The organism is Streptococcus parasanguinis (assembly GCF_901875555.1).
In the GTDB taxonomy this organism is placed as follows: Bacteria; Bacillota; Bacilli; order Lactobacillales; family Streptococcaceae; genus Streptococcus; species Streptococcus parasanguinis_H.
On record NZ_CABFMD010000011.1, the window covers coordinates 313,321 to 337,260 of the forward strand.

The window sequence follows — 23,940 nt, forward strand, 5'->3', positions numbered from 1 at the left end:
AGGATCCTTATGGTAGAACGAATCAAAAAAGCCCGTTTAATTTATAATCCGACCTCTGGGCAAGAAATTATCAAGAAAAATATTGCGGAAGTCTTGGATGTACTCGAAGATGTGGGCTACGAAACCAGTGCCTATCAAACGACTCCAGAACCATTTTCTGCTCAAAATGAAGCAGAAAGAGCCGCCAAAGCAGGCTTTGATCTCATCATTGCTGCTGGTGGAGATGGCACGATTAATGAAGTGGTTAATGGAGTTGCAGGTCTGGAAAATCGTCCGCAGATGGCCTTTATCCCAACCGGTACAACCAATGACTATGCGCGTGCCTTGAAGATCCCGATGGGAGATCCTGTGGCAGCTGCCCGCATTATTGAAAAGAATCAAACCATTCAAATGGATATTGGTCGTGCCTATGGGACCAAGTATTTTATCAATATTGCTGCAGCAGGAACCATGACAGAATTGACTTTCAGTGTACCAAGTAGTGTCAAATCTCGCTTGGGTTACTTTGCTTATGTTGCTGAAGCAGCCAAAATGTTGCCGCGAAACAAGGCTCGGAAGGTGCGGATTGAGCACGATAATGGCGTTTTTGAAGGTCCAGCTTCGATGATTTTTGTGGCTTTGACCAACTCTATTGCGGGCTTTGAAAGCGTGGCACCCGATGCCAAGCTTGATGATGGGAATTTTACCTTGATTATCGTAAAAACTGCTAACCTCTTTAACATGTTGTCCTTGATGATTCAGGCCATTAATGGAGGCAAGCATGTGCACGATGAAAATGTAGAATATCTCAAGACCAAGAAGTTGTCGATCGAAATGTTAGGGAAAAATGCTCAACCATTCCGCATCAATCTAGATGGCGAATATGGGGGAGATACTCCGGTAGAATTGGAAGTTTTCCATAATCATTTGGAATTTTTTGCAAATATTGATGAAATCAATAATGACGCCTTGGTTCACAATTCGGAATCATAAGGCCAACTAGTTGAAGGACCATTCGCCATAGACAAGAGCGAGTGGTTCCTTTGTAATCATAATGGAAATAGGAAATTGAAATGCGTGAATACTATGTGAAGATCCATTTTCACAGACGAAAAGGAAATTATTTTGCATATGACCTCTGGCAGTGGCAGGATTACGTTGAGGGGAAATCTGTCCCCTTCTCAAAATTGGATTATTTTGGAGTGGAGGGCAATCTAGTCTTTCAGAGTGAAGTGCCTCTTAATCGTGGTCATGTCTTGGTAAAAGAAGCCAATTGGTCCACCAAAACACGTGACTTTGAAATTGAACTCTTACCAGAGGGCTTGGTTCGTGAAGTATGGATTCTGGATGGGGATGATACGGTTTATTATTCGCTTCAAGCAGCGGTGACCAGCCATTCTTATTCACACCGTCAGCCACATGCCTATGATATGGCGACCCATGCCAAGGATTTCGATGCCAAGTGGGCCTACCAGGGCTGGCTAGGGTATCGCGAGGAAGATGGGGAATTTTGCTTTAAATTGTGGGCTCCAACAGCTAAAAAGGTGGAGTTGCTACTCTATCAATCAACAGAGGTAGATGCCCCTATTTGGAAAACTATTCCAATGATGCGTGGCAAGCAGGAGTCGAGCTATCACCCTGAGAATACACAAGGTGTATGGATTCTCGATTTTCTGGGAACCTTGAGCGGTATGGCCTACCAGTACCGGGTTCATTTTGAGCATCATACTCAAGTGACGCGCGATCCTTATAGCATTGCAACGACAGCCGATGGGATGCGCTCAGCCATTCTTTCACGAGTAGATCGTCAGTTTGATTGGGGTCCTAAAAAAGGCGCCGATGCGACTCCCTGGCGCTTGGACAATCCTTGTCAAGCAGTGATCTATGAGATGCACCTTCGGGATTTGACCAAGTCACCGACATCAGGTGTGGACGAGTCTTTACGTGGGACCTATCTGGGGGCTTGCCAAGAAGGAACCGTCAATAGCCATGGCGATGCGACTGCCTTTGATTATATCCGTCAGTTAGGGGTCAATGTCGTGCAATTGCAGCCGATATCTGATCGCTATAAACAGTATGATGAAGAAGGTCGTGTGACCTACAATTGGGGTTACGACGTTCAGAATTATTCTGCACCAGAAACCAGTTTTTCAACGGATCCATCCAATCCCAAACAAACCATGAAAGAGCTTAAAACGATGATCCGGGCTTATCATGACGCTGGGATTTCTGTAGTCATAGATGTGGTCTACAATCATATCTACTCAACTGAGCATGGTCCTTTCCAAAATATAGTTCCGGATTATTATTACCGGATGGAACCAGATGGGCGCTTCCAAAATGGGACAGGTGTCGGTAATGAAACGGCGAGTGAGCATGAAATGTACCGCAAGTACATGATTGATTCCCTCACGCACTGGGTCAAAGAGTACCAGATTGATGGCTTCCGCTTTGATTTGATGGGCATTCACGATGTGACGACAATGAATGCTATTCGGGAGGCGATGGATGCTCTGGATCCTCGCATTCTCCTTTATGGAGAAGGTTGGGACATGGGAACCGGTCTCGCACCAGAGGATAAGGCTAAGAAAGACAATGCGGCCCAATTGCCACGTATTGGATTCTTTAATGACACGGAGCGCGATGCTATTAAAGGGGCTGAGGTTTATGGTTCCATCAAACGTGGCTTTGTCAGCCGAAAATCAACAGAGAATATCGTTGCGCGTGCTGTTCTAGGTAGTGCGGAGCTGGGTCATTATTTAAGTCCGAATCAGGTCTTGAATTATGTGGAGGCTCATGACAATTATAATCTCTATGACTTGCTTCAGACCCTCCATCCAAATGAAGAAGTAGCAGGCTTGGTCAAGCGCTCAGAGTTGGCTACGGCCATGAACCTGCTCTTCCAGGGTATGACCTTTATGCAATTGGGTCAAGAGTTTATGCGGACTAAATTGGTAGCGACAGGTCCTGATGGAGAGATCACACCTTTGGATCGTGAGCGGGCCATGAATTCCTACAATGCTCCAGATTTTGTGAATCAGGTCAATTGGGATCTGGTCAGTCAGAACAAGGAATCAATTGCCTATATCCGAAGCTTGATCGCCTTGAAGACAAGTCTTCCTGTCTTAGCGCTTGAAAGCTATGATAACATCTACCAACAAGTCTTTATCCAATCTGCGACAGATACCAGTGGTCTTGTCATCTATGAACTAACAGGAGACAAGAAGTACTTGGTAATATTTAACGCCAGCGGGCTTCCATATTACCTCCAAAATTCAGATAAATTGAAATTAATGGTTGGTAATAGTCGCCATAAACGTCCCTTCTATGTGGAGAATTTAACAGCTTCTATTTTTGAAGTCTTAGATAAAAGTAAGGTATAATACTTCTTTAAGAAATCGCAAAACCCCTGAGTTTTTACTCAGGGGTTGCTTTTATTTAGAAGAACTGCTGCTCGTCTCAGTTGAGGAAGAACTATCATCTTCTGGGTGCAATTCTTTATAAGTTGGTGCCTTGAAGAGATCGACAGTGGACTGGTTGCCACGTTGGTTATAAAGGCTGGTTGATTTGTCACCTTTTTCCTTTTCAATCTTCTTCAATGCCTTGAAGGAATTGGTATAGGAATAATCATCTGGATTGACTTTTCCAAGATCATTGCCCTTGAAGAAGCGGAGGAGGTCACCGGTCTGGATGCTATCGCTGATCTTTAATTGAAGGTTAGCGGCTTCCCTAATTTTGTCCAATTCTTCCTTGGTTTTTTCATCAGGATTAGTGATTTCCTCACCTGTTTTTGTGTAATAGGTCCGGCCACTATAGCTCGTATACTCAGGAGTTACAAAGTAGTTAGCGGAGCGGAAGGCTACGATTTGATCATGTTCTGGTGAGAGCATGTCTTGACCAACTTGGAGAAATTTGTTGGACTCAATGCCCAGCAAATGTTCCAAGGTTGGGAGCATATCGATCTCACCACCATAGGTATCGATGATTCCTCCCTTATTCATACCCGGAATGACTACCATATAGGGTACTCGTTGCAACATGGCATTGTCATAACTAGACCAGGTCTCAGAGTTCTTGCCAAGCAGTGGGGCGAGAGCTGGGTTGCGAGAGTTTGAAATTCCGTAGTGGTCCCCATAGAGGACGATGATGGAATTTTTGTAAAGACCAGATTCTTTCAAGTAATCAAAGAAAGCCTTGATGGATGAATCGAGGTAGTTAGCGGTCGCAAAGTAGCCATTGATGGTTTCGTCCTGTGTCTTAGCTAGAGGGAAGCCAAGATCATCTCCTGACAAGCTGGTCGTATAAGGGTAGTGGTTGGAAACCGTAATGAACTTGGTATAGAAAGGCTGTTGCAAGCGTTCGAGGTATTTGATGGAATCCTTGAGCATGTATTTGTCATTAAGACCATACTGGAAGGAGTTGCTGCTGTTTTGTTTGGTGAAGTAGCTGGCATCAAAGAAGTAATTGTAGCCCCATTGTTTATAGGCGGTATTTCGATTCCAGAAACTTCCAGCATTCCCGTGGAAAACAGCGCTCGAGTTGTAACCATTTTTTGAAAGAATAAATGGTGCAGCCTGTTGGGTATTGGTTCCACCATAGTTCACCATAAAGGAACCTTGGTTGAGTCCAAAGAGCCCTGTTTCAATCATGGTCTCAGCATCGGAGGTTTTCCCTGCCTTGACTTGGTTAAAGACATTTGAAAAGGCAAAGGTTTCCTTCGAGTGGTAGAGTGAGTTTAAGAAAGGTGTCACCTCATATTCTTTATCGTCTACTTTCAACTTGTAATCGATCAAGAATTGTTGGAAACTTTCCAAGTGAATGTAAATGACGTTACGGCCTTTAGCCATTCCAAAGTATTCAGGATTAGGCTTGGCATAATGCTGTTGGATATATTCTTCCACCGGTTTTAGATCTGCTTCGGAGGCTTTGGAACGTTCTTTGTTAGCCGCATAGGTCTGATTAGCACTGTAACCCAGAAAGGCCGGTAAGCCTAGGGCACGAACGACATAGTAGTTTGAGAACCCACGAGTCAGGAGCTCAGGTCGGTCAATTTCTGCAAGGAAAAGGTTGGCCGAAAAGAGCATAGCTGATAAGGACGTAACCGCAAAACTAGCTCGTTTATTGAAGGGACGATTGTCCATTCGAATCCATTTCTTAAAGAAGAAGAAAGCTAGAATGGGAAAATCTAGAATGTAAATCACATCCCAAGGGCGGAACAATTCTAAAGCAGCAGCTCCGAGACCGGCAGAAACCTTGCTGGAAGCCAACATGGTATTAACTGTTACAAAGTCTGTAAATTCGCGATAATAGATGGAATTGGAAATCAACCAAACAAATAAGAGAAGGTAGATCCCAAAGGCCAAACTATAGAAGAGCTTGGTTCGTTTGATATAAAGTGCAAGACCAATGAAGAGCAGACTAATCGGTAATGGGTTGATGACTGCTAGAAAAATCTGATACGGTCCCTGAATGTCTAAATTAAAATCTACTGAATAGGCCCACATGGTTTTGAACCAGTAGAGCAACAGAAGGGTCAAGACAAATCCTAGTCTGGTACTCATGAAATTGAGTATCGAATTCGTAATTTTTTTCACAAAATGTTACTTCCTTGTCTTATTTCCTAAAAATTTTCATATATAAGTATACCACATTTTTATGGAGAAAGAAAAAAATGACTGTAAAGGAAAGGAAAGAAATAGGAAAGATCCGGTATTTTTTATCGTTTAAATCTAAATGATGAGAGCTACGATAAAATGGTAAAAAAAGTTCCAGTAAATAAAGCCTCCCTTTGTGAAAACTGCAGACTTTTGCTATAATAGAGGGTATGAAAAAACTCACAGTCAGTCGGCAAGTAGCTCGAAAATTAAAACAAGGACAATCCCTTCTTGAAAAGCAAGATTTTGACTCGCTTCCTGTCTTAGATCAAGTGGTTCAATTGCTTTCAGGAGATGGACAATCCTTAGGAGTCGGATACTTATCTGAACAAAATAAAGGGATTGGATGGTTTGTTTCGCAAGAGTTAGTCGCTTTTGATAAAGACTTTTTTAAAAAGCTTTTCATCAAATCCAAGCAATATCGTCGTTCTTATTATGCGGATGCAATGACAACAGCCTTTCGCCTCTTTAACCAAGAGGGAGATGGTTTTGGTGGCTTTACGGTTGACTTATATGATGAGTTTGTTGTCTTTTCTTGGTACAATCCCTTCGTATTTCAAATCAGGGAAACCATTCTGGTGGCCTTTCAAGAGGTTTTTCCAGAAGTCCGAGGCGGTTATGAAAAGATTCGCTTTAAAGGCTTGGACTATGAATCGGCCCATGTGTATGGTGAAGAAGCTCCGCAAGAATTTTTAATTCTGGAAAATGGGGTCTCTTACCAAGTCTTTCTCAATGATGGCTTGATGACGGGAATCTTTTTGGATCAGCATGAAGTTCGAGGTAGCTTGGTAGAGGGCTTAGCAGCTGGCCAGTCCTTGCTCAATATGTTCTCTTATACGGCGGCCTTCTCTGTAGCTGCGGCAATGGGTGGAGCAATTGAAACAACTTCGGTTGATCTAGCTAAGAGAAGTAAAGAATTATCAGAAGCGCATTTTGTGGCAAATGGCTTGGCGCTGGATGCTCATCGTTTTGTCGTGATGGATGTCTTTGACTATTACAAATATGCCAAACGCCATGACCTAAGCTATGATGTGATCGTACTCGATCCGCCTAGCTTTGCGCGGAATAAAAAACGGACCTTTTCAGTCGCTAAAGACTATCATCGGTTGGTGAGCGAGGCCCTCGAGATTTTAAATCCAGGTGGGACCTTGATTCTCAGTACCAATGCGGCAAATGTGTCCAAAGAAAAATTTAAAAAACAAATCGAAAAGGGATTTCAAGGGCGTAAGCATCGCTATGTAGCGGAATACGGCCTTCCGGGAGATTTTCGATGGAACAAGAAAGAAGAAAGTAGTAATTACTTAAAAGTATTTACGATTAGGGTGGATGTATGAAGTTAGTTGTTTCGATTATGCCTCGCTCCTTAGAAGAGGCGCAACAACTAGATGGTTTGCGTTACGAGGATGCGGATGTCATTGAGTGGCGTGCGGACTTTTTAGAAAAAAACGAGATCTTAACCGTTGCTCCAGCAGTATTTGAAAAATTTGCTGGACGCGAAATTTTATTCACCTTACGGACTCGAGCTGAAGGTGGGGAGATGGAGCTGACCAATGAGGAATATGTTGGGATCCTGAAAGATATTCAATCTATCTATCATCCGGATTATATCGATTTCGAGTTTTATAGCCATCGTGACGTCTTTGAAGAGATGTTGGAATTTTCAAATCTTGTGCTCAGCTACCATAATTTCCAAGAGACACCGGAAAATATGATGGAGATCTTATCGGAATTAACTAGCTTTTCTCCAAAATTGGTCAAGGTATCCGTCATGGCCCACAATGAACAAGATGTTCTTGATTTGATGAATTATACGCGCGGTTTCAAGACGCTGAATCCTGAGCAAGAATATGTAACGATTTCCATGGGTAAGGTCGGGAAGATTTCGCGCTTGACAGCTGATTTGACAGGCTCTTCTTGGTCTTATGCTAGAGTCGGAGAAGGAAGTGCGCCAGGTCAAATCCCTCTTGAAAATATGAGAAGAATTCGGGAGTTATTAAATGAAGATTGACGGCTATACTCGGATGGCAGCGGTTATTGCCCATCCGATTCGTCATAGTATCTCTCCTTTCATCCATAATCTAGCCTATGAACTAACAGCGACCAATGCGGTTTATTTAGCCTGGGATATAGCAGAAGAAAACCTAGAAAGTACCATCTCTCAAATCCGGACCTTAGATATGATTGGGGCCAACATCTCTATGCCTTTTAAGCAGAAGGTCTTTCCTTATCTAGATGAGGTTGATGAGATGGCCCTAAAGATCGGCTCTGTCAATACCATCGTTCACCGTGATGGCAAGCTTAAGGGCTATAATACAGATGGGATTGGTTTTTTTCGTAGTCTACATCCAGCTTTCTCCATTAAGGGAAAAACAATGGTTGTCTTAGGGGCAGGTGGTGCAGCTTTAGCGATTATTGCACAGGCCATCAAGCTCGGGGTCAAACAAATCACGGTTTTTGTTAGAAAAGAGCGTTTGACATACTACCAGGCTACTCTTGAGGGCCTCGAAAAGGCTTTTGGTGTTTCAATTCAGCTTGGGGCGATCGAAAATGATCAAGACCTACAAGCATCTTTTGATCAGGCAGACCTGATCTTAAATGCAACAGGCGTAGGGATGGATGGTCACTCGCTTCCGATAGGGCCTCATCTTAGCTTTCCATCTCATGCCTTCATCGCAGATATGGCTTATTATCCTGCGGCTACCCCCTTTCTCAAGCTTGGGAGGGAGCAGGGAAATCGTACCTTGAATGGCTTGGGAATGCTCTTTTATCAAGCTGAAGCAGCCTTTGAATTGATGACTGGGAAAGTATTTCCTACAGAGTCTGTATGGGAAGCATTGACAACAGAATATCGCCAACTTGTATGTGACTAAGAGAGGGTTTTACCTTTTCCTATTGAAAAAGCTTTATGAGATTAGAACAAGAACTGATTTTTAAAAAAACAGTCTTGCTCTAGTCTCTTTTTCATTTTGTTTGAGACATGTGCCTTATTTCATGATAAGATAGTTACAAAGAGAAAGCAGAAAGGAGATTCCCATGAAGGTAACAGTAGCCATTCCAGGACATCCCTATGAGATTGTGATTGAAAAAGGTGGCCTCAAGCGAGTTGGGACTTGGCTCCGCTCTCTTTGGGGAGAGAAAAAGGTAGCGATCATTTCAGATAACCACGTGGCCAAGCTCTATGCTTCTACTGTTGAGGCGAGTATCAAGGAGGCTGGTTTTCAAGTGGTGCGCTTTGAATTTCTTAAAGGTGAGGAGCGGAAAAATCTGACCACTGTATCCAAGGTCTATGAATTTCTAGCCACTGAGGGCATGACGCGCAGTGATGGAATCGTCGCTCTTGGTGGTGGCGTAGTCGGTGATTTGGCTGGCTTTGCGGCTTCTACCTATATGCGGGGAATTTCCTTTGTTCAGATCCCGACTAGCTTAACGGCTCAGGTGGATTCCTCTATCGGTGGAAAGACTGGGGTCAACACAGCCTTTGCCAAAAACATGGTGGGCACCTTTGCCCAACCGGACGGTGTGTTCATTGATCCTGATGTGTTGAGTACCTTAGGTCGGCGCGAATTGATCGAGGGGATGGGCGAAGTGATCAAGTACGGTCTCATCCAAGATACGGAACTTTGGCAAGAGTTGGAAACGATGGATGGCTCTGTCGAAAGTATTTTAGAGCATGCAGAGAGTATCATTTCTCATTCTTGTCTGGTCAAGCGCGACCATGTGGTGGCTGATGAGCTGGACAATGGGATTCGACTCTATCTCAATTTTGGTCATACCATTGGGCATGCCATTGAAGCAACAGCTGGCTATGGACAGGTCATGCACGGAGAAGCTGTTAGTATGGGTATGGTGCAGCTCTCACGAGTCGCTGAAGAAAAGGGCTTGATGCCAAAGGGAATCAGCCAACAAATCGAAGAAATGTGTCGGAAATTTGGACTTCCGGTGGCCTATGAGCACTGGGATCCAGAAACCCTTTATCAAGCCTTGACTCATGACAAAAAAGCGCGTGGGAATAGCTTAAAACTAGTGATTGTGCCAGAATTAGGTCAAGCAGCGATTCATCAAATTCCTCTTCAGGAAATGAAGGAATTCTTAGAAAGAAAGGAATAAGGTCGATATGAGATATTTGACAGCAGGTGAGTCCCATGGACCTCGGCTAACCGCCATTATTGAGGGCGTTCCAGCAGGACTTCCCTTATCAGAAGAAGATATTAATAAAGAACTCAAACGCCGCCAAGGGGGCTATGGTCGGGGAGCACGGATGAAAATCGAGAGTGACCGGGTCGAGATTACATCGGGAGTCCGTCATGGCTTGACTATGGGTGGTCCGATTACCCTAAATGTGACCAATTTGGACCACCAAAAATGGTTGGAGATTATGAATGTGGCACCGGTCGAAGAGAAAAAGAAAAATCTGCGAAAGATTACCAAGCCGCGTCCTGGTCATGCCGATCTAGTCGGAGGGATGAAATACCGTTTTTCAGATCTTCGTAATTCTCTAGAGCGTTCTTCCGCCCGTGAGACGACCATGCGCGTCGCTGTTGGTGCCGTGGCCAAACGGATTTTAGAAGAGATTGGTGTGGATGTAGCGAGTCACATTGTCAATTTTGGAGGAATCGAGATTGCCGTTCCTGAAAATCTAACTGTTTCCGAAATCAAGGAAAAGGCAGCGAAGTCGGAAGTTTCGATTGTTGTGCCAGAACAAGAAGAAGCCATTAAGTCTTACATTGACCAAGTGAAAAAAGATGGTGATACCATCGGTGGAATCGTGGAAACCATTGTTGGTGGTGTCCCAGTTGGACTAGGATCTTATGTGCAATGGGACAAGAAATTAGATGCAAAAATTGCTCAAGGAGTGGTTTCTATCAATGCCTTTAAGGGAGTGGAGTTTGGTCTAGGGTTTGAGGCGGGTCGCCTAAAAGGAAGTCAAGTCATGGATGAAATCATCTGGTCTAAAGAAACCGGCTATACCCGTCGGACCAATAATTTAGGTGGCTTTGAAGGGGGCATGACTAACGGAGAGCCCCTTCTAGTTCGTGGCGTCATGAAGCCTATTCCGACTCTTTACAAACCCTTGATGAGTGTAGATATTGAAACCCATGAGCCTTATAAGGCAACAGTTGAGCGTAGCGACCCAACAGCTCTGCCAGCTGCAGGTGTGGTGATGGAAGCAGTGGTGGCAACGGTCCTTGCTACAGAAGTGCTCGAAAAATTCTCATCCGATAACATGGAAGAATTGAAAGGAGCTGTTGCCAAGCACCGGGACTTTACTAAGAATTTTTAAGAGAAAGAGTTTTCCATTGGAAAAGAAAGTTGTTTATATAGCAGGTCTGGGCCTGATTGGTGCTTCCCTCGCACTAGGAATTAAGAGAGCCCACCCAAACCTGACCATTCTTGGCTATAATCGAAGTGAAGCGTCCCGAAACATCGCCCTTGAAAGAGGAATGGTGGACCAAGTAACAGATGATTTTGCCTTCTTTGCCCCTATAGCAGATGTGATTATCTTGGCCCTTCCCATCAAGCAAACCAAGTCTTATCTGGATATTCTGTCCCGATTGCCATTGAAAGACCAAGTGCTGGTGACTGATGTGGGCTCTACCAAAGCTGAAATTGTGGCCCATGCAGACCAAGTCTTTCAGGATCAGGCTGTTCGCTTTGTCGGAGGTCACCCTATGGCTGGTAGTCACAAGACAGGTGCTGCTGCAGCGGATGCGACCTTATTTGAAAATGCCTATTATATTTTTACCCCATCAAGTCAAACCAAAGCCGGCTCAATAGAGAATTTAAAAGAGTTGCTGAGTGGACTGGGATCTCGCTTTATCGAAATTGATGCGGAGGAACACGACCGGGTCACCTCCCAGATCAGCCATTTCCCGCATCTTTTGGCGACCACTTTGGTCGAGCAAGCAGTGGCTTATGGAGAGGAGCATCCCCTGGCAAACCGTTTTGCGGCTGGTGGTTTTCGGGATATGACTCGGATTGCAGAAAGTGAGCCAGGCATGTGGACCTCTATTCTCTTGTCCAACCCTCATGCGATTTTAGAGCGGATCACTGATTTCAAAGATCGCTTGGATCAGGTGGCTGAGACCATTCAAGCAGATAATCAAGAGGCCATTTGGACATTTTTCCAAGAAGGGCGAAAGCACCGACAAGAAATGCAGATCCATCAGCCTGCTGGGCGCGATAGCGCCTATCATCTCTTTATCGATGTACCAGATAAGGAAGGTGTCATTCTTGAGATTTTGCAACTTCTACAAGGGATTTCCTTGGTCAATATCCATATCAATGAAGAAAATCGCGAAGATATCCACGGGATTTTACAGCTAACCTTTCGACATGCGGAGGATCAAAAGCGCGCCCAAGACTTGATCCAAAAAGCAACGTCTTATACCGTACTGGCTCGCTAGGCCTTCAGAAGGATTGGAATTAGATGCTAGCTTCATTTAAGGAAAATAAAGGAAAAAACGGTATAATAGAGGTATCTTATCAGTAAAGGAGCCAACGAAATGGCAAATATTTATGATCTAGCAAATGAACTCTCGCGGACTCTGCGAGACCTGCCTGAATACAAGGCTGTTGTAGCAAGCAAACAAGCGATCGAAACAGACCCAGAAGCAAAGACTTTGTTTGATGAATACCTAGCTTTTCAAAAACAATTGCAAGGTTTGATGCAGTCTGGACAAGTACCAACAGAAGCTGTCCAACAGGAAATGAAGGACTATATGGATAAGATTCAATCAAGTCCTCTTGTGACTGAATTCTTTACCAAACAGCAACAATTGTCCATTTATCTTGGAGATCTTGAAAAGATCATCTTTGAACCGATTGATGATTTATTTCAATAAAACTGTCTAGCCAGAGCGATTTCCCAGCTTTGGCTTTTTGTTCGGAATCATTTTAAAGTCCCTCCAGTAGGCTATTTTTTCATTCGGATTTTCTTGAAAATTTTAGACAAAAATTGAATAACTGCCATATTTATGATAGAATATGAGGAAAAGCGCTCTGGAGAATGGAATGAAATTAGCAACCGGCAGCAAAGGGTTAAATGGAACCATCCGTGTACCGGGTGACAAGTCTATTAGCCATCGTTCGATTATTTTTGGAAGTATTGCCAAAGGGCAAACGATCGTTCAGGATATCTTGCGTGGAGAAGACGTTCTTTCTACGATTCAGGTCTTTCGAGATTTAGGCGTTTCTATTGTGGATGATGGAGAAGTGATCAGGATTCAAGGCCGTGGCTTTCATGGGCTGTCTGCTCCAGAAAATCCCCTAGATATGGGGAATTCTGGCACTTCCATGCGTCTGATTTCTGGAGTGCTAGCTGGACAGGACTTCTCGGCTACTATGATTGGAGACGATAGCTTGTCCAAGCGTCCCATGGACCGGATCGCCCAGCCTTTGCGTCAAATGGGGGTTGTTCTGGCTGGGCAAGGTGAGCGAGACCTCCCGCCTCTAACCATTCAGGGAAATCCGCAGCTACAGCCTATTTCTTATCGCTTACCAGTGGCTTCTGCTCAAGTCAAGTCTGCTTTGATTTTTGCAGCCCTACAGGCAGATGGCCAATCGACAATTATCGAAAAGGAAAAAACGCGTGACCATACAGAAGATATGATTCGTCAGTTTGGCGGACAGATTGATGTAGACGGGAAAACCATCACGATTCAAGGTGGTCAAGAGTTTACAGCTCAGACAGTTGTCGTTCCAGGTGATATTTCAAGTGCAGCCTTTTGGCTGGTGGCAGGTTTGATCGTTCCCAATAGTCGAATTGTTCTAGAAAATGTTGGGATGAACCAAACCCGTACAGGGATTTTAGATGTGATCGCGCAGATGGGTGGACGGGTGACGATAGAAAACCAGGATGATCTCGCCAAATCTGCGACCTTGGTGGTCGAAACATCCAGTTTGACCGCTACGGTGATCAAAGGTGAGCTGATTCCACGTTTGATTGATGAATTGCCGATTATTGCCCTACTAGCGACACAGGCCAATGGCCAGACCATCATTGCCGATGCTGAAGAACTTCGGGTGAAAGAGACAGACCGTATTCAAGTCGTTGCGGATAGTTTAAACGCGATGGGGGCGACTGTTCAACCGACCCCAGATGGGATGGTGATCACAGGGCCAACTCCTTTACACGGTGCCCAGTTAGCAACTTATGGCGATCACCGGATTGGGATGATGGCTGCTATTGCAGCGCTTCTTGTGCAAGATGGCGATGTATATTTAGACCGTGCGGAAGCCATCAATACCAGTTACCCAAGTTTCTTCAATGATTTGGAGGCCTTGCAAGATGTCTAAAATCTTACTAGGATTTATGGGGGCTGGTAAAACAACGATTGGCCGATTACTGGACCCAAATTTTCATGATATGGACGCTGAATTGGTGCTTGAGCTAGGCATGCCTGTGGCTCAGTATTTTGCTATTTATGGCGAGGAAAGCTTTCGTTCTCAAGAAACGGCTCTCTTAAAGCGCCTACTGCAAGAAGAAGGTGGAGTTATTTCAACGGGGGGTGGCTTGGTCATGCGTCAGGAAAATCTGGAACTTTTAAAAACCAATCCATCTAATATTTTTTTAAAACTTGATTTTGAGGCCTTGTATCAGCGCTTGCAGGCGGATAAGACCCATCAAAGGCCCTTATTTTTGAACCAATCTAAAACTGAATTAAAAGCATTATATGATTACCGTCTTCCCTTGTATGAGTCTTGTGCGACCCATACGATCGAGACGGGTGATCTGACACCAGAAGAAATTGCGGAGAAGATTCGATGTTTGTAGGATACTTAGGACCTAAAGGCTCATTTACCCATGGCGTAGCCAGTCATGCCTTTCTAAATGATGAATTGATCCCCTATGAAAGCTTGACCGAGCTCTTAAAAGCCTTTGAACAAGAAGCAGTGAGTGCTGCGGTTGTCCCAGTGGAGAATTCCATCGAGGGCAGTGTACACGAAACCATCGATTATCTCTTCCACCACGGAGACATTCAGGCTGTTGCGGAGATCGTCTATCCCATCCAACAGCAACTACTCGTGGCTAAAAAAGACCGCCCCATTCACGAGATTTATTCCCATCCCCAGGCCTTGGCCCAAGGTAAGGCGTTTATTGACCGACATTATCCAACAGCCAAGCTTGAAATGACTGCCTCGACGGCTTATGCAGCCCGCTATGTTTCCCTTCATCCGGAGAAAAACATCGCAGCCATCGCGCCTCTGAGTGCAGCCCACGAGTACCAACTGTATGTGCAGCACAAGGACATCCAAGAGATGGCGGCGAATTACACTCGGTTTTGGATCCTAGGAAAAAAAGCTGTAGAAATGCCTACAAGCTTGCATCATACAGAGGACAAGGTCAGTCTTGCCTTGACCCTACCGAGCAATCAACCAGGAGCCCTCTATAAGGCCTTATCCACTTTTTCCTGGCGGAATATCAATATGACAAAAATTGAGAGTCGACCGCTAAAAACAGCGCTTGGGGAGTATTTTTTTATTATTGATCTCCTCATGGAAAAAGAAGAATGGATTCATTTTGCCTTTGAGGAACTTTCGGCTATGGAGATTGCGGTCAAAGTATTTGGCCAGTATCCAGTATATACAGTAAATGAGAAGGAAATAGAACAGTAATGAGTAGAGATTTGGAATATTTAACCTATCATGAAAAACGACGATTAGACTATTTACACTCCAATTATCATTATCTAAATGAACGTGAACAACTAGAATACAATTACCTTCTCAAAAAAAGCCAAGGTGCTTTCGTAGAGGAGACCGATACACCACGTACCTTTGAGGAAGAGGAAGTTCCAGATGAGCTGGAAGAAGTGGTCGAAGACCTTCCTGTCTACCAATCGCGCTCACAAAAGTCAAAGAAAAAGGCAACTGTCCCTCCTCAAAATCGGCAAAAAAGACCTCGGAAAAAGGTCCGTGTCAAGCGGATCCTCAAGTGGATTGCTCTCTTTTTCCTGCTCATTATCGGTGGCATGGTCTTCATGTTTGTGAAAGGACTCAACAGTAAGCCGACAGGTCCAGATGCCAAACCGGCTGTCGTTGAGAAATTTAACGGCAAGAAGTCACGAGACGGGGTCAATATCCTCATCTTGGGGACAGATGGTCGGATCGGTGAGAAATCTGATGAGACCCGGACAGACTCCATCATGGTGATCAATGTCAACAACAAGGAAGGCAAGATCAAGATGGTCAGCTTCATGCGGGATACACTGGTCCATATTGATGGGGTCAGCCAGCAAAATATTCCTGAATATGATGGTTACTATGACCAGAAGCTCAATACAGCCTTCACCATTGGGGAGCAAAACAATAACCAAGGCGCTGAATTGGTCCGTCAGATGCTCAAGGACAACTTTGACATTGACATCCAATATTACGCCATGGTTGATTTCAAAACCTTTGCGACAGCCATTGATACCCTCTTTCCAAATGGGGTTGAGATGGATGCCAAATTCTCAACGATTAATGGTGAAAAGGTCAGTGAGGTGGAAGTGCCTGACGATTTGAACATGAAAGACGGTGTCGTTCCGCAGCAAACCATCAAGGTTGGCAAACAACGGATGGATGGCCGGACCCTTCTCAATTACTCGCGTTTCCGTAAGGACGATGAAGGAGACTTTGGTCGGACCCGTCGCCAGCAAGAGGTCATGTCTGCTATCATGCATCAGATCAAGGATCCAACCAAACTCTTTACGGGATCAGAAGCTCTTGGGAAAGTCTTTGCTATGACGTCTACCAATGTACCTTTCTCCTTCCTATTGACAAATGGGATTGGACTGGTCGGTAGTGCCGGTAAAGGAATGGAACGCGTGACCATCCCAGAAAATGGGGATTGGGTCGATGCCTACGATATGTATGGCGGCCAAGGTCTACTAGTCGATTTCGATGCTTATAAAAAGAAATTGTACCAAATGGGACTGAGATGATATAATAAGGGGATAGGAGTTTTGGACTCCATCCCTTTTAATTTGTAGAAAGATAGAGAATCATGTTGAAGAAAAATGAGATTGTAACCGTTGAAATTGTCGATCTGACCCACGAAGGAGCAGGAGTAGCCAAGGTAGACGGCCTGGTCTTTTTTGTGGAGAATGCCCTACCTGGAGAAGTTATCCGCATGCGCGTGCTCAAGGTCAACAAAAAGATCGGCTACGGGAAAGTAGAAGAGTACTTAGAAAAATCCCCTCATCGTAATGAAGAACTAGACCTGGCTTACTTGCGAAGTGGCATTGCCGACTTGGGGCACCTAGCTTATCCGGAGCAATTAAAATTCAAGGCTAAACAGGTCAAGGATAGTCTATATAAAATGGCAGGGATCACTGATATCGAGGTGCCCTTAACCTTGGGGATGGACCATCCTGTCCACTACCGCAACAAGGCCCAAGTTCCTGTTCGTCGTGTCAATGGTCAGGTCGAGACAGGCTTCTTTCGGAAGAACTCTCATGATTTGATGCCGATTGAAGACTTTTATATCCAAGATCCCGTCATTGACCAAGTGGTCTTGGCGCTTCGGGAGTTGATTCGTCGTTTCGATCTCAAACCTTATGATGAGAAGGAACAGTCTGGCTTGATTCGTAACCTTGTGGTTCGTCGTGGTCACCATTCAGGACAAATAATGGTTATTTTGGTCACCACTCGTCCTAAGGTGTTCCGTGTGGACCAGTTGATCGAGCAGTTGATTAAGCAATTCCCAGAGATTATGTCTGTCATGCAAAATATTAATGACCAGAATACCAATGCCATTTTTGGGAAAGAATGGCGGGTTCTCTATGGTCAAGATTACATTACGGACCAAATGTTGGGCAATAGCTTCCAAATCTCTGGACCAGCCTTTTACCAGGTCAATACCGAAATGGCAGAGAAGCTCTACCAGACAGCTATTGACTTTGCGGAGTTAAGAGAAGACGATGTAGTTATCGATGCCTATTCCGGAATCGGGACCATTGGCTTGTCAGTTGCCAAGCATGTCAAGGAAGTCTATGGGGTCGAAGTCATCCCCGAAGCAGTAGAAAATAGTCAGAAGAATGCTAGTATAAATGGCATCACCAATGCCCACTATGTCTGTGACACAGCTGAAAATGCCATGAAGAATTGGCTCAAGGAAGGCATCCAACCAACCGCCATCCTGGTCGATCCACCACGCAAGGGCTTGACCGAAAGCTTTATCAAAGCAAGCGCCCAAACAGGAGCTGACCGCATCGCCTATATATCCTGTAATGTCGCTACCATGGCGCGGGATATCAAACTCTATCAAGAGTTGGGCTATGAATTGAAGAAAGTACAGCCGGTGGATCTTTTTCCGCAGACGCATCATGTCGAATGTGTAAGCTTGTTAGTGAAACGTAGCTAATCCTCAAAAGGTTCACTGAACCTTTTGAGTCCCACAAACGCACCATGTTGAGGCAGTATCACTACTTGTACGAGCTGAGGTATCAGCGAAGTAGAAGCAGATGTTCGGCCCATGCGATAGGACTCGTAGAATGAGGAGGGGCACCGACGAGATAATACGGGAAGATCGAACCGCTGAGTGCGTGGCTCTGCTCTTCCTATCTGAGATAGCGAAAAGTAGAAGGGGATGGTATTGGTGTCAATCAATGAGTAACAAAGTAACAGCATGATTCGAAACATTTGCCTGTAATTTGCGGAGGAACATCAATATGGATGGAATAACAAAAGATTCTATAAAAACGGCTAAACTAATGAAACAATTATGGCCCCAATTAACCGATAAAGAAGCTATTGATGAAGTAAAAAGATATACGAATGGCAAAAATACTGCAATCTTTACTGAAGTTGAAGGTGACACAATTGTAGGTCTAGCACTATGTTCACTCAGATTTGATTATGTTGAAGGTTGTAAATATAGTCCTGTTGGATTCTTAGAAGGGATTATTGTCGACGAGGAATATCGTTTAAAGGATATTGCTAAAAATCTCTGTACAAAATGTGAGGAATGGGCGAAAAATAGAGGATGTAAGGAATTTGCAAGTGACTGTACTTTAACGAATACGGATTCTATAAGATTTCATCTCAATATTGGATTTCTGGAGGCAAATAGAATTATTCATTTTAAGAAGAAATTATAATTTCAGAACGTGGTCAAAATTTATGTATCTTTAGAAAGTGTGAAAGATTGGACGAACAAATTTTTTTAATGGGTGGAAATCCGCCGATAAAGAACCATACGATTGTTAATAAAATTGTGTCATCAAGGAAGATCGAAAGAATTATCATTTTTACAGTTTTTCGAGAAAATTGGCAACCCTATATGAAAAAGTACACGGAAGTTTTCCAAAGTCAATTTCCTAATCTAAACATTGCTTACTTACTCTTGGATACTGAGCAGATTGATTTTGATAGCTATCTTGATGCTGATCTAATTATCATTGGTGGTGGAAATACGGAAAAATATATAGCTACTTATGTCAATCAGGAGTTCAAAAATTATATCGATCATATGCTTAATAAAGGGACGAAAGTTATAGGTTTTTCTGCAGGAGCCCTATTATTAGGAGAAAAAGTCTATGTCTCACCTAATGATAATTCAGATCATCAGATAAAGATAAAAAATGGATTAGGACTCTTTAGTCAGTTTTTAATTAGTGTCCATTATGATTCCTGGAATGATAAAGCTAACAAGGATAGAGCTGAAGAACTCGTTAATGTTCCCATAATTCCACTAAATGATCACTCCTATCTTGCATTGGATAAACTTGGAAACATTATTGAGAAAATTGACTAGTTTTCATTCTCTAAATCTTGATTTAGGTAACTAAAGTGTAGACGAACTGTTTAATGAAAAGCCTTGATTGTAAGGCTTTTTTGCATTTTCCAATAAAGAACTTGACATTATTAGTTACTTCCACTACAATAGAATTACATACCATCGGTATGATAGAAAGGGACTAAAATGGCAAGGAATAGAAACTCACATGAAACTAGAAAAAAAATACTAGAGGTCTCTAAAAATTTATTTTTAGAAAAAGGATTTGATAATACGTCAATACAAGATATCATTGATGGCTTAGGTGGATTAACAAAAGGTGTTATCTATCATCATTTTGAGTCTAAATATGATATACTGCAAACAATCATTAGCGAAAATAATCAAGAAATTTTAAATTATAATTGGAGAGGAAATACTGGATTAGAAAAGATACAAAATTCTTTGATGGACTCTTTCTCTAATTTTGAACACCAAAGGCTCGTTTACTCTGCCTCAATCATGCTAAGAAGCCCACGTTTGTTAGGAGAGCAGTATCTAGGTCTATTTTCTGATTTTTTACCCGAAATTAGAGAAAAAGTTTACGAAGGTGTTGAAGATGGGTCTATTAAAACAGAATATCCAGAAGAGCTAGCAGATTTAATTGTTTTAACACTAAATATTTGGATTGGTTTTCAAATTTCCGTTTTTTCATTAGTAGAATTAAAGCGTAAAATGAATTTCATTAAACTTACTTTTGAAGGTCTAGGGGTACAGTTAATTTCTGATGAAATGATGGAGGTGATTTTCAACTTATTTGATCACTTAAAAAAATAGTAAATAAGTAGTCGCATGACATTCATGTTAATACTAATTTCTATTTATGTGTTATCAATTCAATAAATTATCTTACATAATTTATAGTTAAAAAATAACATACTTTAAGTGTGTTATTAAAAATCTATTATACATACCAAAGGTATGTTTGTTTTTAGTATATACATACCGATAGTATGTATAGTGTCATTGTCTGAAAAATAAGTTAATTTTTAAATATTTGTTGAGATTAGTTTGAATAGTTTACTCTTTATTTACACTTTGGAGGAAAGAATCTATGTTGTCGCTTATTAAAATTGAATTAAATAAAGTTTCTAAATCTAAATTATTTTTAGCCTGGTTGTGTACTATATTTATAGTGCTAGGTATAACAGCAATCATTATTATGGGATTAGGTACTGACAATAAACTAGGGGAATTCACTGGACAGGATTCTAATGTTATTAGAGTTACTGGTAAATGGGAAGGTTGGGCAATTGTAGCTTCATTGTTTTCATCTTTATTTACAAAAGCAGCATTTTTGATTTTCGAATCTTATTTATTGTCTACGATTATTATTGACGAATTTAAACGAAGAACAATTTTTCAGTTGTTTTCTTACCCTATTTCTAAAATAAAATTACTATGGGGAAAAATTATTTCAGTCATTCTAATAGCATTTATTGCCCATTTTTCTGCACATTTAGTGATTCAATTATTCATTAAATTCATGGCTGTTGTAACTGAATCTAGTTATATCCCTGTAGCTAGTCAATTAATTAACTTAGCTGGAATAACGTTTGCAACAGTACTAATAGGGTTGCTACCATTTGTTTTTGGTATGATTAAGCATTCAACAGCTATAACAATGCTTACAGGACTTGGTTTAGCAGCATTACTTTCAAATGTAAGTCCAGGAAGTTTATCTAATAATATTGCTGATAACTTATTCTTTTTGATATTTGCAAGTTTCATAAGTTTAATGATTACTTCATTTTCAATTTTTAATATTTCAAGACAAGATATTAGTATCAAGTAGCATACCTAAGTTTAATTGAAGGAAAGTGATAATTCCTTAATGATTTCTATAAAAAAAGAGACTGTATAAATTAGTATTTATGCTCTGGGAGAAAAATTCTTGCATTTAAAACTGGATATAGAAAGAGAGATAGAAATGAGAAATATTGTTGAAATAAAAGAAGTTTTTAAAACAATTGATAAAGAAGAAATTTTAAGTGGTATCAACCTTCAAATTGCTGAAGGAGAAATCTATGGTTTTTTAGGACCGAATGGTGCTGGAAAAACAACGTTAATGAAATGTATGTTATCCTTATCAACAATTACATCAGGTAGTATTGAAATTTTTGGGAAAAATCTACAAGAACACAGAGAAGAAATATTAAGTCAGATTGGAAGTATTATTGAATCACCAATTTTTTATGATAATTACACTGCAAAAGAAATTTTGGAAATTCACGCTCAGTATATGGGGAAAAATATTATTGAATCAGATATAATAAGAGTCTTAAGAATGGTCGGATTAAAGAATACGACTAAAAAAGTAAAAGATTTTTCGTTAGGAATGAGGCAAAGGCTTGGTTTAGCTCGTGCCTTTCTAACAAAACCTAAATTGTTAATTTTAGATGAGCCAATCAATGGTTTAGATCCAATAGGAATTCAAGAAATTCGAAATCTTTTGTTGTCGCTTTCTAAGGAGCATGGAATTACAATACTAATATCGAGTCATATATTATCGGAAATTTCACAGATAGCAGATAAAATTGGTTTTATCAAAAATGGAGAAATTGTAGAACAGGTCTCTATGAAAGAGATTAGGAGAGAGAATATTAACTTAGAAGAATATTTTATGTCTCATTTTCTAAATGAAATTAAGAATTATGAGGTAGATTAAGGATGAAACAATTGATAAAGAATCATCAGAAGGCTTTTTATGCTTTCATGATATTTAATATACTGGTCCCTTTAACTAATATTGCTTTTGCTTATTCTATTAAAGGTATTATTGATAGTGGTATGTCCCAAAATGAAGATGCCTTAACTCAAGCGGTACTAGTAGGAGCTAGTGTTATTTTCATATATGCAGGGCTCAACTTTATATCTCTTCGATTGAAAAATAGACTTGTTAGGCAAATCATGTCAAGATACAAAAATAAGGTGTTCCAATCTATTTTAGATAGGGATTATAGAGACTTTTCTAAAGAAAAATCAGGGAAATTTATTTCTGTATTAACCGAAAATATGAAGAAAATTGAGCAAGATTATCTACACCAGTATTTTAATATTTCAAAAAACCTTTCCTTAATGATTTTTTCGCTCCTAGCTATGTTTATAGGTAATTGGTATTTGACCTTATTGGTTATCATTGCTAGCATTATTCCAATGATGATTTCTGGATTCATTGGACAAAAATCAGCTTATCTTCAAAAGAGTGCCATGATTGCCGATCAGAAGTATTTAGCTAAGGTTAAAGATATTTTAGCAGGGTTTCTAGTTATTAAAAGTTTTAATGTGAAAGAGGCTATCCGTCAAGATTACAGAAATGAAAGCGAAAAATTGGATGAGATATATTTTATGAAAGGAAAATTTGATGTCTTAGCTAATGTTATTTCGCAGCTTTCGGGGATGATTGTTTTTTTAGTAGCCTTTGGTGGAGGAATGTATCTTGTTTTTAATGGCTATACCACAATTGGAAGTGTAACAGCTATTGTTCAACTGGTCAATTTTGTAGTAATGCCACTAAATGAAGTTGGTATGGGAATGAGTAAATTCCGTGAAGGTCAGGCAACACTAGATGCATTTGAGGTAAAAGATGTAATCGAACTTCAAACTGGTAAAATGAAAGAATATTTCGATGATGTTATTTCTTTTTCAAATATAGATTTTTCTTATCCTAATACTGAAGAAAAGATTTTTAATCATTTATCTTTGAAGATTCAAAAAGGGGAAAAAATTGCAATTGTAGGAATGTCAGGGAGTGGAAAATCAACTTTGCTCAATCTATTGCTGCGTTTTTATGATGTAACAAGTGGACGTATTTCAATTGATAATCAAGATATACAAGCTATTTCAGCAGAGAGTCTTTATAACTTGATGACGATTGTTCAGCAAGATGTTTATATCTTTGATGATACTTTAAGAGCAAATATTACTCTTAATCAATCCTTCACTGATGAGGAAATAAAGAAAGCTGTACAGCAGTCAGGTTTAGAAAGTTATGTTTTAGAAAATGAATTAGGTCTACAAGCTTTATGTGGAGAGAATGGCTCAAATCTATCTGGTGGACAAAAACAAAGAGTTAGTATTGCGCGCGCCTTGATTCGAAAAACACCAATCTTATTATTGGATGAGGCTACTTCATCTTTGGATAATCAAGTAACTACTGAAATTGAAAGTTCAATCTTGGATATTCAAAATTTGACTGCACTTGTAGTAACCCACAAGATGAATGAGAACATTTTGAAAAAATACGATAGAATTCTCTTTATGAAAGATGGCGTTATTGTTGAAGATGGTTCTTTCAGTGATTTGATGGATAGGAGAGGTGAGTTTTATAAATTGTTTGAGTTGAGTGTGTAATTCTCTTTCGTTTTATAGTATAATTTTATAAAACACACTATCACTTTCGTTCTATAATATAGAAGTTTACTATCACGACACGTCGAATGTGTAAGCTTGTTGGTAAAATGCAGATAATCCTCAAAAGGTTCACGTTGATGAGGCATCACTGCTTGTTCAAACTGATTTAACAAGTATTTATACAGTGAAAGTCTT

General features: G+C 41.3%; 21 protein-coding genes. 20 read left to right on the plus strand and 1 reads right to left on the minus strand.

All coding sequences use genetic code 11. The annotated features are described in order from the left end of the window. Positions 1 to 9 precede the first annotated feature (9 nt). Together JX304_RS04200 and pulA are read left to right on the plus strand one after the other, a co-directional pair. Entirely contained in the window at positions 10 to 972 is a 963-nt protein-coding gene (locus tag JX304_RS04200; RefSeq protein WP_205011392.1) for a diacylglycerol kinase family lipid kinase, read from the plus strand. An 80-nt stretch (positions 973 to 1,052) separates the two neighbouring features. Further along, a complete protein-coding gene (gene pulA / locus JX304_RS04205; RefSeq protein ID WP_205011393.1) occupies positions 1,053 to 3,362 on the plus strand; it encodes a type I pullulanase in 2,310 nt (769 codons plus the stop codon). A gap of 51 nt (positions 3,363 to 3,413) precedes the next feature. Here the strand turns inward: pulA and JX304_RS04210 are convergent, their stop codons facing one another. Then, entirely contained in the window at positions 3,414 to 5,573 is a 2,160-nt protein-coding gene (locus JX304_RS04210; RefSeq protein WP_205011394.1) for an LTA synthase family protein, read from the minus strand. Between the two features lie 230 nt (positions 5,574 to 5,803). Between JX304_RS04210 and JX304_RS04215 the strand changes: the two genes are divergently transcribed. From JX304_RS04215 to JX304_RS04300, 18 genes are all read left to right on the plus strand, one after another. Continuing rightward, on the plus strand, positions 5,804 to 6,967 hold the full coding sequence (locus JX304_RS04215; RefSeq protein WP_205011395.1) for a class I SAM-dependent rRNA methyltransferase: 1,164 nt from the start codon (positions 5,804 to 5,806) through the stop codon (positions 6,965 to 6,967). Continuing rightward, positions 6,964 to 7,641 carry a type I 3-dehydroquinate dehydratase gene (aroD, locus tag JX304_RS04220; RefSeq protein ID WP_205011396.1) on the plus strand — a complete coding sequence of 226 codons (678 nt, stop codon included), beginning with the start codon at positions 6,964 to 6,966 and terminating at the stop codon, positions 7,639 to 7,641. Before JX304_RS04215 ends, aroD begins: the two co-directional genes overlap by 4 nt. Then, positions 7,631 to 8,503 carry a shikimate dehydrogenase gene (gene aroE / locus JX304_RS04225; RefSeq protein WP_205011397.1) on the plus strand — a complete coding sequence of 291 codons (873 nt, stop codon included), beginning with the start codon at positions 7,631 to 7,633 and terminating at the stop codon, positions 8,501 to 8,503. The genes aroD and aroE overlap by 11 nt, the downstream gene beginning before the upstream one ends. A 163-nt stretch (positions 8,504 to 8,666) precedes the next feature. Continuing rightward, positions 8,667 to 9,740: a 3-dehydroquinate synthase gene (gene aroB / locus JX304_RS04230; protein ID WP_205011398.1), complete on the plus strand. Its 1,074-nt coding sequence runs from the start codon at positions 8,667 to 8,669 to the stop codon at positions 9,738 to 9,740. 7 nt (positions 9,741 to 9,747) lie between these two features. Further along, the gene (gene aroC / locus JX304_RS04235) at positions 9,748 to 10,914 is read left to right on the plus strand and encodes a chorismate synthase (RefSeq protein ID WP_205011399.1); all 1,167 of its coding nucleotides are present in this window, start codon (positions 9,748 to 9,750) and stop codon (positions 10,912 to 10,914) included. Between the two features lie 16 nt (positions 10,915 to 10,930). After that, entirely contained in the window at positions 10,931 to 12,037 is a 1,107-nt protein-coding gene (locus tag JX304_RS04240) for a prephenate dehydrogenase (protein WP_205011400.1), read from the plus strand. Positions 12,038 to 12,136: 99 nt separating this feature from the next. Beyond that, entirely contained in the window at positions 12,137 to 12,475 is a 339-nt protein-coding gene (locus JX304_RS04245; protein ID WP_205011401.1) for a YlbF/YmcA family competence regulator, read from the plus strand. 169 nt (positions 12,476 to 12,644) lie between these two features. Next, positions 12,645 to 13,928 (plus strand): 3-phosphoshikimate 1-carboxyvinyltransferase, encoded by a 1,284-nt coding sequence (gene aroA / locus JX304_RS04250; protein WP_205011402.1) that lies wholly within the window; start codon positions 12,645 to 12,647, stop codon positions 13,926 to 13,928. Beyond that, positions 13,921 to 14,406 carry a shikimate kinase gene (locus JX304_RS04255; protein WP_205011403.1) on the plus strand — a complete coding sequence of 162 codons (486 nt, stop codon included), beginning with the start codon at positions 13,921 to 13,923 and terminating at the stop codon, positions 14,404 to 14,406. The genes aroA and JX304_RS04255 overlap by 8 nt, the downstream gene beginning before the upstream one ends. After that, positions 14,397 to 15,248 carry a prephenate dehydratase gene (pheA, locus tag JX304_RS04260; RefSeq protein ID WP_205011404.1) on the plus strand — a complete coding sequence of 284 codons (852 nt, stop codon included), beginning with the start codon at positions 14,397 to 14,399 and terminating at the stop codon, positions 15,246 to 15,248. Before JX304_RS04255 ends, pheA begins: the two co-directional genes overlap by 10 nt. Further along, complete coding sequence (locus JX304_RS04265) at positions 15,248 to 16,558, plus strand: LCP family protein (RefSeq protein ID WP_205011405.1); 1,311 nt, start codon at positions 15,248 to 15,250, stop codon at positions 16,556 to 16,558. The genes pheA and JX304_RS04265 overlap by 1 nt, the downstream gene beginning before the upstream one ends. Before the next feature lie 62 nt (positions 16,559 to 16,620). Then, entirely contained in the window at positions 16,621 to 17,979 is a 1,359-nt protein-coding gene (rlmD, locus tag JX304_RS04270; RefSeq protein ID WP_205011406.1) for a 23S rRNA (uracil(1939)-C(5))-methyltransferase RlmD, read from the plus strand. Positions 17,980 to 18,286: 307 nt separating this feature from the next. Next, positions 18,287 to 18,715 (plus strand): aminoglycoside 6'-N-acetyltransferase, encoded by a 429-nt coding sequence (gene aac(6'), locus JX304_RS04275; protein WP_205011407.1) that lies wholly within the window; start codon positions 18,287 to 18,289, stop codon positions 18,713 to 18,715. A 47-nt stretch (positions 18,716 to 18,762) separates the two neighbouring features. Beyond that, positions 18,763 to 19,371 (plus strand): Type 1 glutamine amidotransferase-like domain-containing protein, encoded by a 609-nt coding sequence (locus JX304_RS04280; RefSeq protein WP_239649401.1) that lies wholly within the window; start codon positions 18,763 to 18,765, stop codon positions 19,369 to 19,371. Between the two features lie 168 nt (positions 19,372 to 19,539). Then, complete coding sequence (locus JX304_RS04285; protein ID WP_002890498.1) at positions 19,540 to 20,169, plus strand: TetR/AcrR family transcriptional regulator; 630 nt, start codon at positions 19,540 to 19,542, stop codon at positions 20,167 to 20,169. A 277-nt stretch (positions 20,170 to 20,446) separates the two neighbouring features. After that, positions 20,447 to 21,187, plus strand: a complete 741-nt coding sequence (locus tag JX304_RS04290) for an ABC transporter permease (RefSeq protein WP_205011408.1) — start codon at positions 20,447 to 20,449, stop codon at positions 21,185 to 21,187. Between the two features lie 135 nt (positions 21,188 to 21,322). Then, positions 21,323 to 22,060: an ABC transporter ATP-binding protein gene (locus JX304_RS04295; protein ID WP_205011437.1), complete on the plus strand. Its 738-nt coding sequence runs from the start codon at positions 21,323 to 21,325 to the stop codon at positions 22,058 to 22,060. 2 nt (positions 22,061 to 22,062) lie between these two features. Then, entirely contained in the window at positions 22,063 to 23,745 is a 1,683-nt protein-coding gene (locus JX304_RS04300) for an ABC transporter ATP-binding protein (RefSeq protein ID WP_205011409.1), read from the plus strand. The last annotated feature ends 195 nt before the right edge of the window (positions 23,746 to 23,940 follow it).

What these genes read in the sequence shown, in the direction of transcription:
- JX304_RS04200 (WP_205011392.1), top strand. Translation starts at nt 10, where the DNA reads ATGGTAGAACGAATCAAAAAAGCCCGTTTAATTTATAATCCGACCTCT.
- pulA (WP_205011393.1), top strand. Translation starts at nt 1,053, where the DNA reads ATGCGTGAATACTATGTGAAGATCCATTTTCACAGACGAAAAGGAAAT.
- JX304_RS04215 (WP_205011395.1), top strand. Translation starts at nt 5,804, where the DNA reads ATGAAAAAACTCACAGTCAGTCGGCAAGTAGCTCGAAAATTAAAACAA.
- aroD (WP_205011396.1), top strand. Translation starts at nt 6,964, where the DNA reads ATGAAGTTAGTTGTTTCGATTATGCCTCGCTCCTTAGAAGAGGCGCAA.
- aroE (WP_205011397.1), top strand. Translation starts at nt 7,631, where the DNA reads ATGAAGATTGACGGCTATACTCGGATGGCAGCGGTTATTGCCCATCCG.
- aroB (WP_205011398.1), top strand. Translation starts at nt 8,667, where the DNA reads ATGAAGGTAACAGTAGCCATTCCAGGACATCCCTATGAGATTGTGATT.
- aroC (WP_205011399.1), top strand. Translation starts at nt 9,748, where the DNA reads ATGAGATATTTGACAGCAGGTGAGTCCCATGGACCTCGGCTAACCGCC.
- JX304_RS04245 (WP_205011401.1), top strand. Translation starts at nt 12,137, where the DNA reads ATGGCAAATATTTATGATCTAGCAAATGAACTCTCGCGGACTCTGCGA.
- aroA (WP_205011402.1), top strand. Translation starts at nt 12,645, where the DNA reads ATGAAATTAGCAACCGGCAGCAAAGGGTTAAATGGAACCATCCGTGTA.
- JX304_RS04255 (WP_205011403.1), top strand. Translation starts at nt 13,921, where the DNA reads ATGTCTAAAATCTTACTAGGATTTATGGGGGCTGGTAAAACAACGATT.
- pheA (WP_205011404.1), top strand. Translation starts at nt 14,397, where the DNA reads ATGTTTGTAGGATACTTAGGACCTAAAGGCTCATTTACCCATGGCGTA.
- JX304_RS04265 (WP_205011405.1), top strand. Translation starts at nt 15,248, where the DNA reads ATGAGTAGAGATTTGGAATATTTAACCTATCATGAAAAACGACGATTA.
- rlmD (WP_205011406.1), top strand. Translation starts at nt 16,621, where the DNA reads ATGTTGAAGAAAAATGAGATTGTAACCGTTGAAATTGTCGATCTGACC.
- JX304_RS04285 (WP_002890498.1), top strand. Translation starts at nt 19,540, where the DNA reads ATGGCAAGGAATAGAAACTCACATGAAACTAGAAAAAAAATACTAGAG.
- JX304_RS04290 (WP_205011408.1), top strand. Translation starts at nt 20,447, where the DNA reads ATGTTGTCGCTTATTAAAATTGAATTAAATAAAGTTTCTAAATCTAAA.
- JX304_RS04295 (WP_205011437.1), top strand. Translation starts at nt 21,323, where the DNA reads ATGAGAAATATTGTTGAAATAAAAGAAGTTTTTAAAACAATTGATAAA.
- JX304_RS04300 (WP_205011409.1), top strand. Translation starts at nt 22,063, where the DNA reads ATGAAACAATTGATAAAGAATCATCAGAAGGCTTTTTATGCTTTCATG.